Origin of the sequence: Candidatus Palauibacter sp., assembly GCF_965208055.1 — a bacterium.
Lineage (GTDB): Bacteria > Gemmatimonadota > Gemmatimonadetes > Palauibacterales > Palauibacteraceae > Palauibacter.
On the sequence record NZ_CBDBNY010000004.1, the window covers coordinates 1,451,003 to 1,466,980 of the forward strand.

At 69.9% G+C, this 15,978-nt stretch carries 18 protein-coding genes; 4 read left to right on the forward strand and 14 right to left on the reverse strand.

Annotated elements, in window-relative coordinates; translation table 11 throughout:
* The first annotated feature begins 73 nt into the window (after window positions 1-73).
* Window positions 74-1,855, forward strand: a complete 1,782-nt coding sequence (locus ACOGXI_RS06635; RefSeq protein WP_419938085.1) for an ABC transporter ATP-binding protein — start codon at window positions 74-76, stop codon at window positions 1,853-1,855.
* Window positions 1,856-1,873: 18 nt separating this feature from the next.
* On the opposite strand, the gene speB is transcribed toward ACOGXI_RS06635, so the two are convergent.
* From speB to ACOGXI_RS06675, 8 genes are all read right to left on the reverse strand, one after another.
* On the reverse strand, window positions 1,874-2,944 hold the full coding sequence (speB, locus tag ACOGXI_RS06640; RefSeq protein ID WP_419940166.1) for an agmatinase: 1,071 nt from the start codon (window positions 2,942-2,944) through the stop codon (window positions 1,874-1,876).
* The gene (locus tag ACOGXI_RS06645; RefSeq protein ID WP_419938086.1) at window positions 2,854-3,255 is read right to left on the reverse strand and encodes a Fur family transcriptional regulator; all 402 of its coding nucleotides are present in this window, start codon (window positions 3,253-3,255) and stop codon (window positions 2,854-2,856) included. Before ACOGXI_RS06645 ends, speB begins: the two co-directional genes overlap by 91 nt.
* Window positions 3,256-3,368: 113 nt before the next feature.
* Entirely contained in the window at window positions 3,369-3,818 is a 450-nt protein-coding gene (locus ACOGXI_RS06650; RefSeq protein WP_419938087.1) for a hypothetical protein, read from the reverse strand.
* Between the two features lie 108 nt (window positions 3,819-3,926).
* Window positions 3,927-4,955: a DHH family phosphoesterase gene (locus ACOGXI_RS06655; protein ID WP_419940167.1), complete on the reverse strand. Its 1,029-nt coding sequence runs from the start codon at window positions 4,953-4,955 to the stop codon at window positions 3,927-3,929.
* 2 nt (window positions 4,956-4,957) lie between these two features.
* Window positions 4,958-5,587 (reverse strand): dephospho-CoA kinase, encoded by a 630-nt coding sequence (coaE, locus tag ACOGXI_RS06660; protein ID WP_419938088.1) that lies wholly within the window; start codon window positions 5,585-5,587, stop codon window positions 4,958-4,960.
* A 34-nt stretch (window positions 5,588-5,621) separates the two neighbouring features.
* Window positions 5,622-5,981, reverse strand: coding sequence for a HesB/IscA family protein (locus ACOGXI_RS06665; protein WP_419938089.1), 360 nt, complete (start codon window positions 5,979-5,981; stop codon window positions 5,622-5,624).
* A gap of 101 nt (window positions 5,982-6,082) precedes the next feature.
* A complete protein-coding gene (locus tag ACOGXI_RS06670) occupies window positions 6,083-6,919 on the reverse strand; it encodes a PHP domain-containing protein (protein ID WP_419938090.1) in 837 nt (278 codons plus the stop codon).
* A 62-nt stretch (window positions 6,920-6,981) separates the two neighbouring features.
* Complete coding sequence (locus ACOGXI_RS06675; RefSeq protein WP_419938091.1) at window positions 6,982-7,230, reverse strand: hypothetical protein; 249 nt, start codon at window positions 7,228-7,230, stop codon at window positions 6,982-6,984.
* 107 nt (window positions 7,231-7,337) lie between these two features.
* Here ACOGXI_RS06675 and ACOGXI_RS06680 point away from each other — a divergent pair, with 107 nt between their 5' ends.
* The gene (locus ACOGXI_RS06680) at window positions 7,338-8,111 is read left to right on the forward strand and encodes an NAD-dependent deacylase (RefSeq protein ID WP_419938092.1); all 774 of its coding nucleotides are present in this window, start codon (window positions 7,338-7,340) and stop codon (window positions 8,109-8,111) included.
* Here the strand turns inward: ACOGXI_RS06680 and ACOGXI_RS06685 are convergent.
* The 5 genes from ACOGXI_RS06685 to ACOGXI_RS06705 form a co-directional block, all read right to left on the reverse strand.
* Window positions 8,108-8,776, reverse strand: a complete 669-nt coding sequence (locus tag ACOGXI_RS06685) for a metal-dependent transcriptional regulator (RefSeq protein WP_419938093.1) — start codon at window positions 8,774-8,776, stop codon at window positions 8,108-8,110. The two genes, ACOGXI_RS06680 and ACOGXI_RS06685, sit on opposite strands and share 4 nt — an antisense overlap.
* Window positions 8,773-9,597 carry a hypothetical protein gene (locus ACOGXI_RS06690; RefSeq protein ID WP_419938094.1) on the reverse strand — a complete coding sequence of 275 codons (825 nt, stop codon included), beginning with the start codon at window positions 9,595-9,597 and terminating at the stop codon, window positions 8,773-8,775. The genes ACOGXI_RS06685 and ACOGXI_RS06690 overlap by 4 nt, the downstream gene beginning before the upstream one ends.
* A gap of 75 nt (window positions 9,598-9,672) precedes the next feature.
* Complete coding sequence (locus ACOGXI_RS06695; RefSeq protein WP_419938095.1) at window positions 9,673-10,119, reverse strand: hypothetical protein; 447 nt, start codon at window positions 10,117-10,119, stop codon at window positions 9,673-9,675.
* Window positions 10,116-11,936, reverse strand: a complete 1,821-nt coding sequence (locus tag ACOGXI_RS06700) for a hypothetical protein (protein ID WP_419938096.1) — start codon at window positions 11,934-11,936, stop codon at window positions 10,116-10,118. Before ACOGXI_RS06700 ends, ACOGXI_RS06695 begins: the two co-directional genes overlap by 4 nt.
* 1 nt (window position 11,937) lies before the next feature.
* Complete coding sequence (locus ACOGXI_RS06705) at window positions 11,938-12,975, reverse strand: MBL fold metallo-hydrolase (RefSeq protein WP_419938097.1); 1,038 nt, start codon at window positions 12,973-12,975, stop codon at window positions 11,938-11,940.
* Window positions 12,976-13,058: 83 nt separating this feature from the next.
* On the opposite strand from ACOGXI_RS06705, the gene ACOGXI_RS06710 reads away from it, so the two are divergent.
* A complete protein-coding gene (locus ACOGXI_RS06710) occupies window positions 13,059-13,325 on the forward strand; it encodes a hypothetical protein (protein ID WP_419938098.1) in 267 nt (88 codons plus the stop codon).
* A complete protein-coding gene (locus ACOGXI_RS06715) occupies window positions 13,325-14,815 on the forward strand; it encodes a sodium:solute symporter family protein (protein ID WP_419938099.1) in 1,491 nt (496 codons plus the stop codon). The genes ACOGXI_RS06710 and ACOGXI_RS06715 overlap by 1 nt, the downstream gene beginning before the upstream one ends.
* A gap of 1 nt (window position 14,816) precedes the next feature.
* On the opposite strand, the gene ACOGXI_RS06720 is transcribed toward ACOGXI_RS06715, so the two are convergent.
* Window positions 14,817-15,893, reverse strand: coding sequence for a carboxypeptidase regulatory-like domain-containing protein (locus tag ACOGXI_RS06720; protein WP_419938100.1), 1,077 nt, complete (start codon window positions 15,891-15,893; stop codon window positions 14,817-14,819).
* Between the last annotated feature and the right edge of the window lie 85 nt (window positions 15,894-15,978).

The following is a 15,978-nucleotide window of genomic DNA, read 5'->3' on the forward strand; positions in this document are numbered from 1 at the left end:
CCTGCAAGCCGCGCATACGTTCGAACCGTGCGCCCCGCAGAATAAACGCCCGGCCGGCTCCCGCGGAGACATCTTGAAATCGCTCAGAGCGTTGCTACCCTACTTCCGCCCGTACCGCCTGGGTATCGCGGCCGGGCTTACGCTCGTGATCGTGAGCAACCTGTTCACGGTCGCAGGCCCCTGGGTGCTCAAGATGGCGGTCGACGCGCTGGAGAGGGAACTCCGCCCCGACCTCATCCTGCGCTACGCTCTCGTGCTCACAGCGATTTCCGTTGTGGCCGGCGCGACGAGATTCTGGATGCGCAAGCTGCTCAACGGGCTGAGCCGCCGCATGGAGACAGATATCCGGAGCGCCCTCTTCGCGCACCTCCTCAGGCTCCCGCCGCAGTTCTTCGACGCCTGGCGCACGGGCGATCTGGTGAGCCGCGCGACGAACGATGTCCAGGCGGTCCGCATGGTCGCCGGACCCGCGATCATGTACGCGGTGAACACCGCCACCGTCGCGACGCTCGCGCTCGGGCTCATGATCTGGATCGATCCCATGCTCACGCTCTGGGCGATGATCCCGATGGTCATCCTCCCTCCCATCGTGTTCATCTTCGGCCGGCAGATCCACGAGCGCTTCGAGAAGATCCAGGCCCAGTTCTCCGAGATCTCCAACTTCGCCCAGGAGAATCTGGCGGGGACCCGCATCGTGAAGGCGTACGCGCGCGAAGAGGCGCAGGCCCGGCGTTTCGAGACCCTCAACCGGGACTACAAGTCGCGCAATCTATCCCTCGCCCGCGTGTGGGGGCTGTTCCATCCGTCGCTCATGTTCTTCACGGGCATCGGCGCGGTCGTCGTCCTGTGGTTCGGGGGCGGACAGGTCGTCCGCGGCGCGATTACGCTCGGCGATTTCGTCGCCTTCTCCTTCTACCTCACGATGCTGATGTGGCCCATGATCGCGCTCGGCTGGGTCACGAACCTCTTCCAGCGCGGCGCCGCCTCGATGGGCCGCCTCAACGCACTGTTCGACATCGTGCCCGCTGTCCGTGACCCGGAGTCGCCCGTCACGCTCACATCCGCGCGGGGCGCGCTGGAGTTCGACGACGTTTCCTTCCGCTATCCCGGGACGGAGCGGGATGTGCTGCGGGACATCTCTTTCCGCATCGAACCCGGGCAGACGGTCGCCATCGTCGGCGCGACCGCGAGCGGCAAGTCCACGCTGGCCGCGCTCATCCCCCGCCTCTACGACGTGACGGCGGGGACGATTCGTCTGGATGGCGTGGATATCCGGGAACTCGACCTGGATTCGCTGCGCGACTCGATGGCCTTCGTACCGCAGGAGCCGTTCCTGTTCAGCATGCGGCTGAGGACGAACATCGAACTCCGGCGTGGTGGGGTGGATGCGGGCGAGGCGATCCCGGACGAACTGCGCAGCGCGCTCGCCGTCTCGCAACTGGAGAAGACGCTGACGATCCTCCCCGACGGGATCGACACGCGTCTGGGCGAGCGCGGCATCAACCTCTCGGGCGGACAGAAACAGCGCGCCACGCTGGCCCGGGCGGTCCACCGCGACGCGCCCGTGCTCATCCTGGACGACGCCCTGTCGGCCGTGGATTCGGAGACCGAAACCGCGATCTTGGAGGCGCTCCGGGAGTACATGTCCGGGCGCACCTCCATCATCGTCTCTCACCGCGTGTCGGCCGTGCGCACCGCCGACACGATCCTGGTCCTGGACGACGGACGCCTCGTGGAACGGGGCAAGCATGAAGATCTGATCGCGGCCGACGGGGTCTACGCGCGGCTGCTTCGCCGACAGCTCGTGGCCGAGGAACTCGAGCGCATCGAGCAACGGCGCGTCGCGAGCGCCTGACCGCCGCAGGGGCCCGGGTTACCGGTACTCCGACCAGAACCCGATCATCTTGTAGGCGAGCTTCGCCGCGGTGAAAGCCGAGGCCTCCTCCCCCGGCCGCGGGGCGAGTTCCACGATGTCCGCGCCCACGACGTTGCGTTCGCCGAAGACCCGTGAGAGCAGATCCAGCGCATCCCACCAGCTTCCACCCCCGGGTTCCGGCGTGCCGGTGGCCGGCATCGCCGACGGATCGAAGAAATCCACGTCGAACGTGATGTAGACGTTCTCTCCCAGCGCCTCCACCGCCCGCTCGATCCAGCCCGGCCGGCGCATCTCATGCGCGAACACGACCTCGATCCGGTGTTCGCGCCGGTGTTCGCGGATGACGTCCCGCTCCTCGCGGGTGAGCGCCCGGATCCCGACCGCGACGATGTCCGCCCCAGTCGTCCCGGTCGCCCCAGTCGTCCCGGTCGCCCGGTTCGCGCCGTTCGACCGGTACTCGAGTACTCGGCGCATGACGCAGGCGTGATTCCACGGAGAGTCGTGGTGACGATCCCTCAGGTCCGTGTGCGCGTCGAACTGAAGAATCGTGACGTCGCCGCCGAGTCGATCCGCCCACGCGCCCGCCGGAGCGCTGGAAATCGAGTGTTCTCCGCCCAATCCGATGACGAACCGATCCCCGGCGGCCTCGAGCAGGTCGTCGTACAGGGCCCGCAGGCGCGCGATCGCGGGCTCGGGGCCGGCCGTGCCGAGGTCGATGGACGGGAGGGTGCACACGCCGACTTCGTACGGCTCGCGGTCCAGTTCCTCGTCATACCATTCGATGTAGCGCGACGCCTCGATGATCGCGGTCGGACCTCCGCGCGTACCCGTCCCCCAGCTTGTCGTCGCTTCGTACGGGATGGGGAGGATGACGGCGCCCGCCGCCTCCCAGCGGCACAGCTCAGGCGGGAGATCGAGGAAGTTGCGGCGGTCCGTCCAGGCGTGCTCCGCGAGAGCCCGGGGCAGGTCGGCCTCGTTCAGTGCAGGCAGTCGGGGCAGTAGCCCTCCAGCTCGAGCCGGTAGCCGACGACGTTGAACGGCGTCATTTCGGCCAGACCCTCCATCCAGTCGCGCGGGCGCAGGCCTTCGATGTCCTGAACGCGGCCGCAGGAGAGACAGCGGATATGCTCGTGATCATCGGTTCGGCCGTCGTATCGCGCCGGACCCACGCCGAGCGAGAGCTTGCGCGCGACCCCGCAGGTCACGAACGCCTCGAGCGCCTTGTAGACCGTGGCGAGGCTGATGTCGGGAAGCCGCTCGCGCACCGAGGTGAAAACGTCGTCCGCCGTCGGGTGCGAGGACGTGCCGGACAGCACGCGGTACACGGCCGCGCGCTGGGTCGTAAACCGGTGTCCCCCGGCTTCGAGGGCACGACGCAACTCTTCTCGGGACACGCCTCGGCGTGGAGTTTCGGGAGGACTCACTTGACCATCACACCGTCAGGAACGGGTCATCGATCGGCCTTCGCGACCGATCCTCGCGTCCGGCGAAGCTAGCGACCCTGTCCAGCGGGATCAACGGAGGCATCCGCCTCCCGCGACTGTTCGAGGAGAGCTTCCCAGCGCGCGCCGTCACCCTCGATCGGTATGTGACGGACGGCCGCGGGCTGTCCGAGTCGCCGCTGCAGTCCGGCTACCAGGCCCGGCACGCGGTTGGCCGGCGCCCGCCCGTGCTCCACCACGACCTGGTGGGAGGGCGTGCCGTTGGCCGGCACCATGCGGGCGCTGTAGAGGGCGCGCCCGCCGTCCTCGAGGATGCTCGTGAAGAGGAAGAACTCCGAAGACTCCTCGACCTGGGGGAGCGGCGGAAACAGCCAGACATCGGCGATGCGGGGTGGAGGAATGCGCCGGCCGAGGTCGCCGAGCCGAGCCGCGCGAGAACCCGGATCGACCGTGATCCCGTTCCCGCTGTGCGGCATATCCTTCGTGACCTTCGCGTCCATCTCACCCTCCCCGCCGAATCCCCACCCTGGGCCCGCTACCGGCAGCCCCGAACGCACGGCACCGCGTCAACCTACTCCGATCTACCGGACGGAGGCAATCCGAAGACTCTACCGGTCCTTCTTCGAGGCGACGGCCGCTTCCACGAGCGGGCGCAACGCGTCCAGCACGACTCGCACCGCCTCGTCCAGGTCGAGTTCGACGAGGACGCCGGAAGCCTTCGCGTGTCCGCCGCCGCCGAGGAGTTGCGCGACACCGGACACGTCCACTGCCCCGTTCGAACGCAACGACACCTTCGTCCGATTGCGCGCGAGGCCGCGGAAGAGGAGGCCGACCTCCATTCCCGCGAGCCGGCGCGGGAACTCGACCAGACCCTCCATGTCGTCGCTGCGCGCACCCGTCCTCGAGAGGGCCCGACGATCCAGCGCGATCCAGGCGATGGGAGCGCGAGGGTCGACTTCCAGGCCCTCGAGGGCCAGCCGCATGAGGGCCAGCCGCCCCCGGCTGTACACGCCGTACAGCTCGCGGTACAGCGCACCCGTATCCACCCCCGTCTCCAGGAGCACGCTCGCGATCGCGTGCGCGCGGGGGGAGGTGTTCGAGAAACGGAATGAGCCCGTGTCCGTCGAAATCGCCGTGTAAAGGGCTTCCGCTTCCGCCCGAGTGAGCCTCTCGTCGTCGAGGGCGAGCAGGTCGTAGACGAGTTCACCCGTCGCGCAGGCGGAGGGATCGCGAATCGCCGGCCTCACGAGCGGAGACCCCACGGGCGGATGATGGTCGATCAGGACGCCGCCCGTCCGCTCGACGTGCTCGGGCAGGCTGCCGAGACGCTTGGGCTCGGCGGTGTCGAGGATGGCGATCGTGTCGGCGCCGTTCAGCGGGTCCGCAGCCGCCGGGTCCTCCTCGACGAGCACCGGGATGTCCCTGAGGAGGAATCGCAGCGAAGCCGGCGGTCGGCTCGGGGTGACGATCGTGGCTTCGGCTCCGTGCCGCAGCAGCCGGGATGCGAGCGCAACCATGCTGCCGAGGCCGTCGCCGTCCGGATTCACATGGGTCGTGAGCACGACGGACGACGCGTCGCGCAGGCGGCGCCGGATCGCTTCGAGCGCCTTCGCACGAGCCCGCAACATCGGGGACACGGTCAAGACCCGCTCCCGACGGCTGCCCGCAGGATCTCTCGCCAGAGTCCGCGGGTGGCGATGTCCAGTTCCCCGGGATCGCCCCGGTTGTCGAGTACGCGGTCGGCCCGACGCCGTTTCTCCGACGCCGCAAGTTGCGCGGCATCGATGGCGGCGAATTCCTCCGCGGTCCAGCCGCGGGACCCCAGCGCCCGCGCCTCGCGCACCTCTCGCGGCGCATCGACGACGACGATCATGTCGTAGTCGTCTTCCAGGCCGACCTCGAACAGGAGGGGGATTTCCTCCACGATCACGCGTACGCCGGCCGCGGCGGCCTCGGAGATTCGGCGGGCCCGCAGTTCGCGGATTCCGGCGTGAGAGATCTCTTCGAGGCGCTCGCGGGACCGTTTGTCGGCGAAGGCCGCCTCCCGGAGCGCGGATCGGTCGAGGGTCCCGTCGGGGGCGATGACCCCTTCCCCGAACGCTTCGCGGATGCGGGCGTATGCCGGAGAGCCCGGACGCACGATTTCGCGCGCGAGTTCGTCGGAGTCGATGACCGTGGCGCCCCGTTCGGCCAGATTGCGGGCCACCATGCTCTTGCCGGCGGCCACCGTTCCGGTCAGTCCGACGCGAAATGGCGTCGTGCCGTTCACCCGCGTATCCGGGCTTCCGCGGGAGACCTCGAGGCTAGACGGCGAAAGAGGTCCCGCAGCCGCAACTCCCGGTCGCGTTCGGATTCTCGAACGTGAACCCCGTGCCCTGAAACGAACTGTGGTATCCGATGGAAAGCCCGGCCAGGTACTGCGCGCTGAACGGATCGATGACGACGGGCACCCCCTCCGACTCGAAGGTGAAATCGTCCTCGCGCACCGCGGTGTCCATGTCCAGCCCGTATTCGAAACCTGAGCATCCGCCCGGAATCACGCTCACCCTCAGGACCGTCTCGGCGTCCGCCCCGGCCTGGAACTCCCTGACCTTGGCGGCCGCCTCGGCCGTCAGCGTGACGATGGGTTCGGCCGACCGCATGGCCTCTGCTATTTCGCTCATACCGCCCTTGCCTGCATCGCGTCCGTCTCGGCGCGCCGGATTCCCGGCGCTGTCCACCTTCCTCAAGACTTCCTCAAGATAACCGACTTCGTCGCTTCTCCCTAGCCGACGGATCCCCGGGCGGGCTGCCCCTCCGTCTTCCGGCATGACCGCCGGCCGATCTCCTCCAGCCAACGCATGGGCACATGCGCCCACCCGGGAACACCCCTTCGGCCCGCGTCGGGTCCGTGCCAGTCCGAGCCGCCGCAACGGAGCAGGCCGAGTTCGCCGGCCAGAGCGTGCATCCGGCTCCGCACGGCGGGGGGATTCGCGGGGTGGACGACCTCGACGCCATCCAGACCCTCGCTCGCCCAGCGGCGGATCTCATCCTCGCCGTGCATCCTGCCCGGGTGCGCGAGGCAGACGACGCCGCCCGCCGCGTGCACGCGTTCGAATACGATCTTCGGCGGCGTCGGTTCCTTGCCGACGAAGGCGGGACATCCGCGCGACAGGTAACGCCGGAACGCCTCGTGGATATCGGAGGCCGCGCCACAGGCCACAACCGCCCGGCCGACGTGGGCCCGGGTCGGGGCCGCGGCGCCCGTCTGGAGTTCCACGTCCTCCCAGGTCACGGGTGCGCCCGCCGCCTGCAGCCGCGCGACGATCTCGCGCGCGCGCCGCAGCCGATCCTCGCGGTAGCGGGAGAGAAAACCCTGCAGGTCGGGATCGGCCACATCGAAGCCGTATGCCAGGAGGTGCACGGACCGGCCGGGTTCGTTAGCGGACAACTCCGCCCCCGGCAGGAAGCGGAGACCGAGTCTTCGCGCCGCCGTCTCCGCCTCGGCGAGTCCCTGCGTCGTGTCATGGTCCGTCAGAGAGAACCCGTCGAGACCGGCGTCCGCCACGGCCCGGGCCACGTCGGCCGGCGCGACGGTGCCATCGCTGGCGGTCGAGTGCATGTGCAGATCGACGCAGGGCCCTGTTCCGGGCCCGGGGACCGTCTGGCCGGCGATGGGAACGTTCACCGACTGTAGGTCGGATAGTCGCGGGGGATTCCCATCGAACGAGAGGCTTCGAACAGGCCCCGGAGTTCCTCTTCCGGCATTTCCTCCAGGGCTTCACTCCCGCCCCGCCGGTCCGGATCCAGGCGAACCACCCGGTAGGGGCGCTGATCCGTGCTCTGGCAGAAGAACACGACGAGGCGCTCCCCATCCTCCTCGGCGAGTTCCGCCCGCCACACATCTCCCTCGGCCTTGATTCTCGTGCTCACGCGTTCATCGTCCGTTATCCGGTTCGTCGTCCTTCGGGGCGGCGCTGCGGGCTCGGGCGCGGCATGCGGGCCCGGGTTTGAGGTCGGGGTCACAAGATCGGGAGACGATGGAACAGGGTCAATGGCGACAGGCGCGTCGACTCGTGCGTGAAGCCCGGCATGCGATCGCGCTGACGGGGGCGGGGATTTCCGCCGAATCGGGGGTTCCGACGTTCCGCGACGCCGGCGGGCTGTGGAAGAGCTATCGCCCGGAGGAACTCGCCACGCCCGAAGCGCTCGCGCGCGATCCGCGGACCGTGCTCGAGTGGTACGCCTGGCGGCGCTCGGCGCTCGCCGACTGCCGGCCCAACGAGGGACACCGGGCGCTGGCGCGCTTCTTCCTGGGGCGCGGGGAATCCGGACTCGTGACCCAGAACGTCGATGGCCTCCACACGCGCGCCGCGCTCGAGGAAGCGGGAGACGACCCCGCGGAGGCGGCACTGCCCCTCGAGCTTCACGGCGCCGTGGGTCGCGACCGCTGCCAGTCCTGCGAGACGCGCTGGCCCGCCGAGCCGCTGGGCGAGACGCTCCCGCGGTGTTCGGCCTGCGGCGGTCTCCGGCGACCCGATGTCGTCCTCTTCGGCGAGGCGCTCGACGCCGACCTGCTGGACCGCGCGCGCCGGCTGGCGGAGCAGGCCGACCTCTGTCTCGTCGTCGGGACGAGCGCCGTCGTCTATCCCGCCGCCGCGATTCCCCTCGCGACCCGCGAGGCCGGCGGCCACATCGTCGAGGTCAATGTGCGGCGGACGGCCCTTACGGAGGCCGCCACGCTGGCGCTGCGCGGGGAGGCCGGAACGATCCTTCCCGCCTTGCTGGACCGGCAGTCCGGCAACCCCCGCTAGGACTCGGGTTCGACGAAGACGGCGCGCGCGAGGACGGGCTCGACGTCGAAGGAGCGGTCGTCCACTTCGAGACGGGAGACGCCATCGGCCTGTTCGCCGAGACACCGGATGCGGGTGCCCGGGAAGAGCCCGAGCGCCGCGAGTTCACGCAGCGTCCGCGGACTCTGGTCCGAGACTTCGCGCACGACGCCGCGGCCCCCCTTCAACTCCGCGAGAGGGATCCACTCGGTGCGGGCGAGTTCGCCATCCCGCGTCGGGATCGGACTCCCGTGGGGGTCGATCGACGGCTCCCCCAGCGCCCGCGCCATCCGGTCGATGAGCGCTTCCGAGGCGGCGTGCTCGAGGCGCTCGGCTTCGGCGTGCACATCCTCCCAGGAGAAGCCGAGTCTCTCGATGAGGTACAGTTCAATCACCCGGTGCCTTCGGATGATCCGGAGCGCCGCCGCCTCCCCCGGCACCGTGAGGAGCACTCCCCGGTACGGCGTGTGCCGGAGGAGACCCTGCGCGGCCAGGCTCTTGACCATGTTCGTGACGGACGCGGCGGAACGGTCCAGTGCCTCGGCCAGCGCGGTCGTGGAAACGGGCTCGCCGGCCTGCTGGAGCTTGTAGACGGCCTTCAGATAGTCCTCGACCGCCCGGCTCGGGTCCGGAGGGCCGGATTTCACGAAGTCGGCCGACGGAAGATGGAGTCCGACAGCACGGGGTTCAGTTCGACGTCATCATGGCGGAGTTCGCGCGTCGGGTTCATCTCCGTGTCCCGGTAGAGCCGCGAGATGACGTACGTGAAGTCTCCGGCCTGCTCGTACCCGTCCCAGTACATGCGCGCGCGGCTCTCCTCTCCCCTCCCCTGCGAGATGTAGTGGACCTGCTCGGGGTAGGGATCGTCGTCGAGGAAGTAGTAGAAATAGCGGTCGCCGGACTGGAGACCGACGCCGTCGCCGAAGGTGATGCGCACCTCGTATCCCCCTTCTTCGCGGGAACCGGCCCGCCGATTCACGCCGGGGTCGAAGAGCTTGTACGGGAGCCCGAACCAGTAGACCACGTCCCGTCCCACATACTCGGACTCGTCCCAGGCGCGGATTCCCGGCTCGAGAAGGCGCTCGTTGAGCGTGGCCCACATGTCGGAGCCCGTGAAGGTCTGGACGTAGAGGCCCTCGGCCTCGGGGCGTTCGATTCGTGTCTGCTCGACGCCGTCCACCTTCCGGTACTCCACCCGGCGGGGGCGCATGCGGCGGATTTCACCTGTCGAGTCGTACCACACGGTGGTGATCGTGTAGCGGGCCGATTCGATGTCGCGCCAGGCCTCCATGCCGCCCGCGGCCTCGACCCAGGCGCCGATGAGCGAGTCGGCGAGGACCTGATCGGGCTCCGGATCGGCGGTCGAGGTTGCGGGAGACGAACCCTCGCCCGCACAGCCCGCGGCTGCGGCGAGGGCAAGGGCCAGGGCGGGGCCGAGGCGTCGCGGGAGTTGGGCGCGGTGGTTCATGGGGACCTCCGGTGTCGGCTGCGAGTCGATCCTGTCGTCGCGGGGGGCGGAATATGCACGTTGGGGGCGGGCCCGTCACGGCGCGTCCGGCGCGGAGCCGACACCCTTCAACTGCACGACGACAACCTCGACAGGCTCGGACCCCCGGTTCACATCTCCGTGGAGTTCGCCCGGAGGATCGGCGTCGAGCCAATAGGCCCGGCCCGTCTCCCACGTCATGTCGCGCCGTACCCCGGCGTCACTGACGACGGTGAGCGTCCCCCCCTTGAGCGCGATGATGGCGCGGGGGCTGTCGTGGCGGTGCATCTCGAGCGGCTGGTTCGGCGCGATCACGCTCTTCCATACCTGCACGTGCTCGTTCTCGAACTGGGGCGTGCGCCCGGTGGTGGCCGCCTCGGCGTCCGGTGCCGCCCGTTCGCCGGCCTGGCCGCAGCCCGAGACCAGCACGGCGGCAGCGAGGACGAAAACGGCGGCGGGGACGACACCGCGGAGGGCGGCTGGGACGATTCCGGCGTGCATCATGGGTCTGCTCCTTGCTCGGCGACGATGTCGATTTCGGCACTGGAGTCGGCCGTCCCGCGCGTGGGCGAAACGACTTGCAGCGTAAGGCGATACCGCCCCTCGTCGAGCATGGGGAGGCGGAGTTCGACGGTACGGCCCTCGGCAGCGGAACCGGTCGTCGCCTCGAGCCAGCGGATGCCCGCCTGTTCCGTGTCGCCGCGGGCGAGCCCGCTCCATTCGAGTGCCCGGCGCCAGAACCCCTTCCCCTCCCGCGCGAGCGAGAGCGTCACCTGGAGCGCGGCGGCGGGAGCGGGGTCGGGAGCGGCGGATCCGTACCACTCCCAGTAGACGGCCAGGGTCTCGCCCGCTCGCGCGGTGCGGTGGCCTCGTGCACGGGCGAGCGCCTCCGCGAGCGTGGAGGGCGGCGTAGAGGGCGAAGCGTCGCCGACATCGAGCAACAGGATGTCGGACAGCAGGGGATGGCCGGCGGTGAGGGGCATCCGTGCGCGTGCGGCGCCGGGTCCCTCTTCGCAGCGCGCCTCGACACCGACGAGCGTGGCGGGCGCGAGCCCACGCGGCTCCGCGACCGCCAGCGGCCCGTCGCCGCGGCCGGTGCGGGTCGCCGTCACGCCGTGGGCGTCGGCGAGGAAGAGTCCGCTCTCCAGGTCGCAGGACGGCAGGGAGTCGGGCCACGTGAACGCCGCCACCACCCGCCGGCGCCCGTCTCGTCGAAAGCCGGCCACCTGGTGAGGGAGGTGCGCGATTTCGCCGAAGGCCGGTGCCCAGCTTGTGCGGCCCTCCGGCTCGTCCAGGTCCCAGAGCGGCTCGTCGTCCGCAGGCCCGAGGCGCGACACGGTGAACCGTTGTGCCCCGGGAAGGCGGTGGGACCACACGATCTCGTCGGTGCGCGAGCCCACGAACCGGCGGCGCGCCCGCTCCCATCCGGCGGGCCAGCCGAAGCGCAAGGTGATCTCGGTGAGATCGTCGCCCCATCGCATCCCCCAGGGGCTCGCCGCATCGGTCTGGAGCGCGGCGCGGACGCGCCGGGCGAGGTGTTCCGAGCGCCGCTCCAGTCCCGGCACGAGCCACAACGGGTCGGAGAGATGCCAGAACGACCGCTCCACGGCGCGCCGAGGCGGGCTTCCGCAGGCGAAGCGTTCGTAGCGGCCGCGCATGCGCCGGTCGAGGACCGGTCCGAGAGCGGTCCACCGGCAGCGCTTTTCTTCGGTCATTCCGTCGAGCGCACGCTCGAAGGCCATCTCCGCCTCCGCATAGCGGCCGTTCTCCTGGAGGACGAATCCGGCCAGCCCGGCGCACCACGCACTCTCCATGCGGCAGGCTTCGAGCAGCGCGAGCGCCTCTTCCGCGCGTCCGGCCTCCAGCCGGTAGGCAACGCGCTGCCCGGTCAGCCACTCGTCGCCGGGAATGATGCGGGCGACGCTGTCGAGGATCGCGAGCAGCGCGCGCCGCTCGTCCACGACCTCCTGCTCCTCGGGGACCGGGTCCCAATCGTCGTCGTCCCAACCCTCCACGAGGCAGAAGCGCCCGATCCCCTCGCCGCATTTGGGGTTGACCAGCGGGCCGCGCGGGAAGTTGCGGCGCCGGACGTGCTCGAATGCGCGCTGCGCGTCGCGCGCCGTTCGCATCGCCGCCTCGGCATCGGGTGATGCGGGCGATTCGCGAGCTTGAGCCGCGTCCGCTGCGAACGCGAGCGCCGAGGGCGCGGGGGTGGCGGGCGCGGGGGTGGCCACCGCCGGCGCCGAGAGCGCGATGACCGCGAGCGCCGGGGCAAGCGCCGTGCGGGAGACGCGGATCCCGATGTTCCGCCCCGAACCCATCTCAGTACACGTCCAGGTCCCGGCCGTAGGCGAGCGGTCCGTCGTAGCCGGCGGCGCGAATCTCCGCGACCATCTCCTCCGGTGTGGCTCCCCAGCCCAACTGGTGATGCAGGACGAGGATCCCCGGACGCGCCCGCACGGCGAGTTCCGCCAGTTCGACGGTCGACGTGTGGGCCTGGGCGTGATACGACTGCCATTCCGGCGGACGGTCGCGGAACGTCGTGGCCGAGTACACCTCGTGCACGAGCACATCGCATCCCGCGCACATCTCGATGATCGCCTCGGTCGGAGCGGTGTCGCCCGAGATGACGACCGAGCGCCCGCCTCCGTCGAACCGATAGCCGTACGCCTCGGGCCAGCCCGTATGCGGCACGGCGAAGGCGGTCACGCGGACGCGCTCGTCCTCGTAGATGACCCCCGGATCGATGTCGACCGCATCCACGCGCCACCCGTCCGGCGTCGCCGGCTGCTGGCCGCTGAGCCGGTTCTCGAGGTCCGCCGCCCATGCCGCCGTCAGGTGCGTGGCCATCGCCGCCGTCCCGTCGGGGCCGAACAGCTTCAGCGGCGCCTCCCGCTCGGCCACCCAGGGCGTGTGGATCAGGTCCGGCAGGCCGACCGTGTGATCGCTGTGCAGGTGAGTGAGAAAGGCGATGTCCAGCCGCGCCGCCGTGAGGCCCTCCGCTCCGTAGCGGTCGGCCGCCTCCGCAGCGCGCCGCACGAGGCCGGGGCCCGCGTCGACGATGTAGGCCCGTCCGTCCACGAGTACAGCGGTGGCCGGGCCCGAGGCCTCCGGTTCGGGATTGGGCGTCCCCGTGCCCAGCAGGACCACGTGCATACCGGTCGAGAGATCGGCGCCCTCCACGGCGCCCTCCACGGCGGCGACCTCGGCGGAGGGCGGCGTCTCGGCGTCGCCGGGGGCCCCGGCCGCGCCGGATGAAGCCTCTCCGGGGCCACACGCCGACAACGCCAGCGCGTGCCAGACGAGGAGCGGGCCGGGGGCGACGGCCGAGCGCGGGCGGCTTCGCTTCGTGCGGGACATGCGGCAAGATCGTTCGATCGAGCCCGCGGCTCAACCGTTCCACCAGTCTTGACCGGGTCCCGCACAGCCGGCCTTTTGCGGCGATGGACGAACCACGCCGCGCCACGCCCCCCGACCGCAACCTCGTCGCCATCGCCGTCGCGGCCTTCTACGTGCTGCTCTTCGCGGCCCTCGTGTGGCCCATCTATCCGTGGTTCGCCACCATCGAGCCCCGTGTGCTCGCGATGCCGTTCTCGCTCTTCTACGTCGTCGTCTGCCTCCTCCTCTCCTTCTTCGTCCTGTTCGGGTACTACCTGTGGGAGCGGAAGCGGGAGACCGTCGACGGCGATCCGAACGGCGCGAGCCGCTGATGCCCGCCTGGCTGGTCGTCTTCCTCGTCACGATCGGGTATCTGCTCGCCTCGCTGGCGATCGGGCTCGCCTCCGGCCGCCACGCCTCCGACAGCACCGAGGGCTACGTCGCGGGCGACCGCTCGCTGAACTTCCTCGTCCTCTACTTCATCATGGGCGCCTCGGTGTTCAGCGCGTTCGCGTTCCTGGGCGGGCCCGGCTGGGCCTACTCGCGCGGCGCGGCCGCTTTCTACATCCTCGCCTACGCCTCGGTCGGGCTCGTCCCGTGGTATTTCTTCGGCCCGCGCGTCGCCGCGCTCGGCCGGCGCTTCGGCTACGTCACGCAGGCGGAACTCTTCGCGCACCGCTTCGACAGCCGCGCGATCCCGGCCATCCTCGCGGTCCTCTCCGTCTTCGCCTTCGTCCCCTACCTGGTGATTCAGATGAAGGGGGCGGGATACGTCTTCAACGTGGTTACGGAGGGGCGGGTGCCTCCGTGGGCGGGGTCGGCGATCGCGTACGGCGTCGTGCTCATCTACGTCTTCCGGAGCGGCGTCCTGGGCGTCGGCTGGACGAACACCTTCCAAGGGATGTTCATGATGGTGCTCGCGTGGGGGCTGGGCATCTACCTGCCGGCGAAGCTGCACGGCGGCGTGGGTCCGATGTTCGACGCGATCGCGACCGGGTTTCCCGACATGCTGCGGGGGCCGGGACTGGGAGCGGACGGGCAGCCGTGGAGCTGGGGCGCCTACTCGAGTTCCGTCGCCATCTCCGCCTTCGGGTTCAGCGTGTGGCCGCACTATTTCATGAAGATCTACACGGCCCGCGACGTGGACACCCTCAAGCGGACGGTCGTCTACTATCCGACCTTCGCGCTCTTTCTCGTCCCCATCCTCTTCATCGGTTTTTCGGGCGTGCTCGCCTTCCCCGGCGTGGAGCCGTCTGACGCCATCCTGCCCACGATCGTGACGTCGGCGCAGATCGGACTGCCGCCGCTCATCGTGGGGCTCTTCTGCGCCGGGGCGCTCGCGGCCTCGATGTCCACGGGCGACGCGCTATTGCACGCGGCGGGATCCGTGGCTGTGCGCGACTTCTGGGGAAATCTGAAGCCCGGGGCGCTCGACGACGCGGCGCAGCGCCGGTGGATCCGGAAGATGGTGATCGTCGTCGGGGCGATCTCCTACCTTCTGGCGCTGATCCCCGGGCTGAGCCTCGTCGAACTGCTGCTCCTCAGCTACGGGTTCATCGCGCAGCTCTTCCCGCTGACGGTCGTGACCTTCCTGTGGCGAGGAGTCACACGCGCGGGGGCGCTGTGGGGCCTCGTGACGGGTGGCGGCATCGCGTTCCTGCTCGATCTGGCTCTGCGGCTGGAACTCGTCTCGGCCGCCGCGACCGCCGGCGTCCACCCGGGCATCTACGGCATGGTCGGAAACGTGATCGTCATGATCGCGGTCTCCCGCCACACCGCCCGCCTCGCCCCCGCACATGTCGCCGAGTTCATCGACAGCTGAGCTACCGCGTCCAGATCAGGACGAGGCCGCACCGTCCGACCCCGAATCGCATCGTGCCGGCCGGGAGTGACGTGGAGGCCCGGTACACCTCGACGCCGGCGACCTCGCTCGGCAGTAAGACCGAGTCCAGCGTGAAGCTGTTCCCGGCGCCGTCGTCGAGATTGTTCATGTTGATGTTGTCGAGATACACCTGGACGCAGCCGCCGAAGGTCCCGGGAGTCGGCCCCCCGCGCACGAGCCGCGGGTGGAGCATCGTGTGTTGCTCGAGCAACTGGCTCATGCGCATCGGACGCCAGCGCTCCAGGTACTCCGGCGTGAGAAACTCGCCGACACCCAGCATCTCGCCCCAGTACCGCCGCTCGTAGAAGCCGTTACTCTCCAGCGTGGACGACCGGACCGTCGTCGCGACGAGAGGCTCCATTTCGACGGGATCGGGAACGAGGCCGATGTCCACCTGCGTCGTGAGTCCCGGCTTGACGGTGACGACGTATTCGAGGGGCTCGTATCCCATGCGGCGGACCTCGAATTCCTTCGCCCCCGCGGGGATGCCCGTGAGGATGTACCGTCCCCAGCGGTCGGTTTCGATGGCGCCCCGGCGACCGGCCACGGTCACGGCGGCGGTGGTGATCGGGTCCTTCGTCACGGCGTCGAATACGCGGCCTTCGAGGCGCCCGGGGTTGTCTTCCGCCAGGATCCGGAGTTCGACCGTACTCGTCTCGCCGCGTACCAGATCGACGGATGCCTGCTCGCTCGACCCGTCCCGGGCCTCCACCCACACCGTCGCCTGCGTCGCGTCCCTCGGAGCGCAGAACATCAGGCGGCCGTCATCGCCGGCGCCCCTGCGCACGGGACTACGGACGACATCGACCCAGCGAATACGCACGTCGGCCCCGCTCACCCGCACCATTCCCGTCGCGTCCAGCACCTCGATGCGGAGCCCGGCGCGATCCTCGCACGTGTGCGCCTCCTGGCCCGCCAGCGCTCCCGCCCCCGACAGGCTGTAGAGCGCCACGAACGCCGCTGAAGCGACGAGAGCCCGCGTACCCCGGGCCGCGCCCGCAAATGTCCGCCGTTTCATTCCGAACCTCCTCCTGGTTGACCTGCCCGTACCCGGATACCAGACGCCCCGGGCCGACCGCGGGTCACAGACCATCGGCGCCGGG

What these genes read in the sequence shown, in the direction of transcription:
- ACOGXI_RS06650 (WP_419938087.1), bottom strand. Translation starts at nt 3,818, where the DNA reads ATGGACGCGAAGGTCACGAAGGATATGCCGCACAGCGGGAACGGGATC.
- ACOGXI_RS06665 (WP_419938089.1), bottom strand. Translation starts at nt 5,981, where the DNA reads ATGAGCGAAATAGCAGAGGCCATGCGGTCGGCCGAACCCATCGTCACG.
- ACOGXI_RS06670 (WP_419938090.1), bottom strand. Translation starts at nt 6,919, where the DNA reads ATGCACTCGACCGCCAGCGATGGCACCGTCGCGCCGGCCGACGTGGCC.
- ACOGXI_RS06680 (WP_419938092.1), top strand. Translation starts at nt 7,338, where the DNA reads ATGGAACAGGGTCAATGGCGACAGGCGCGTCGACTCGTGCGTGAAGCC.
- ACOGXI_RS06690 (WP_419938094.1), bottom strand. Translation starts at nt 9,597, where the DNA reads ATGAACCACCGCGCCCAACTCCCGCGACGCCTCGGCCCCGCCCTGGCC.
- ACOGXI_RS06695 (WP_419938095.1), bottom strand. Translation starts at nt 10,119, where the DNA reads ATGATGCACGCCGGAATCGTCCCAGCCGCCCTCCGCGGTGTCGTCCCC.
- ACOGXI_RS06700 (WP_419938096.1), bottom strand. Translation starts at nt 11,936, where the DNA reads ATGGGTTCGGGGCGGAACATCGGGATCCGCGTCTCCCGCACGGCGCTT.
- ACOGXI_RS06705 (WP_419938097.1), bottom strand. Translation starts at nt 12,975, where the DNA reads ATGTCCCGCACGAAGCGAAGCCGCCCGCGCTCGGCCGTCGCCCCCGGC.
- ACOGXI_RS06710 (WP_419938098.1), top strand. Translation starts at nt 13,059, where the DNA reads ATGGACGAACCACGCCGCGCCACGCCCCCCGACCGCAACCTCGTCGCC.
- ACOGXI_RS06715 (WP_419938099.1), top strand. Translation starts at nt 13,325, where the DNA reads ATGCCCGCCTGGCTGGTCGTCTTCCTCGTCACGATCGGGTATCTGCTC.
- ACOGXI_RS06720 (WP_419938100.1), bottom strand. Translation starts at nt 15,893, where the DNA reads ATGAAACGGCGGACATTTGCGGGCGCGGCCCGGGGTACGCGGGCTCTC.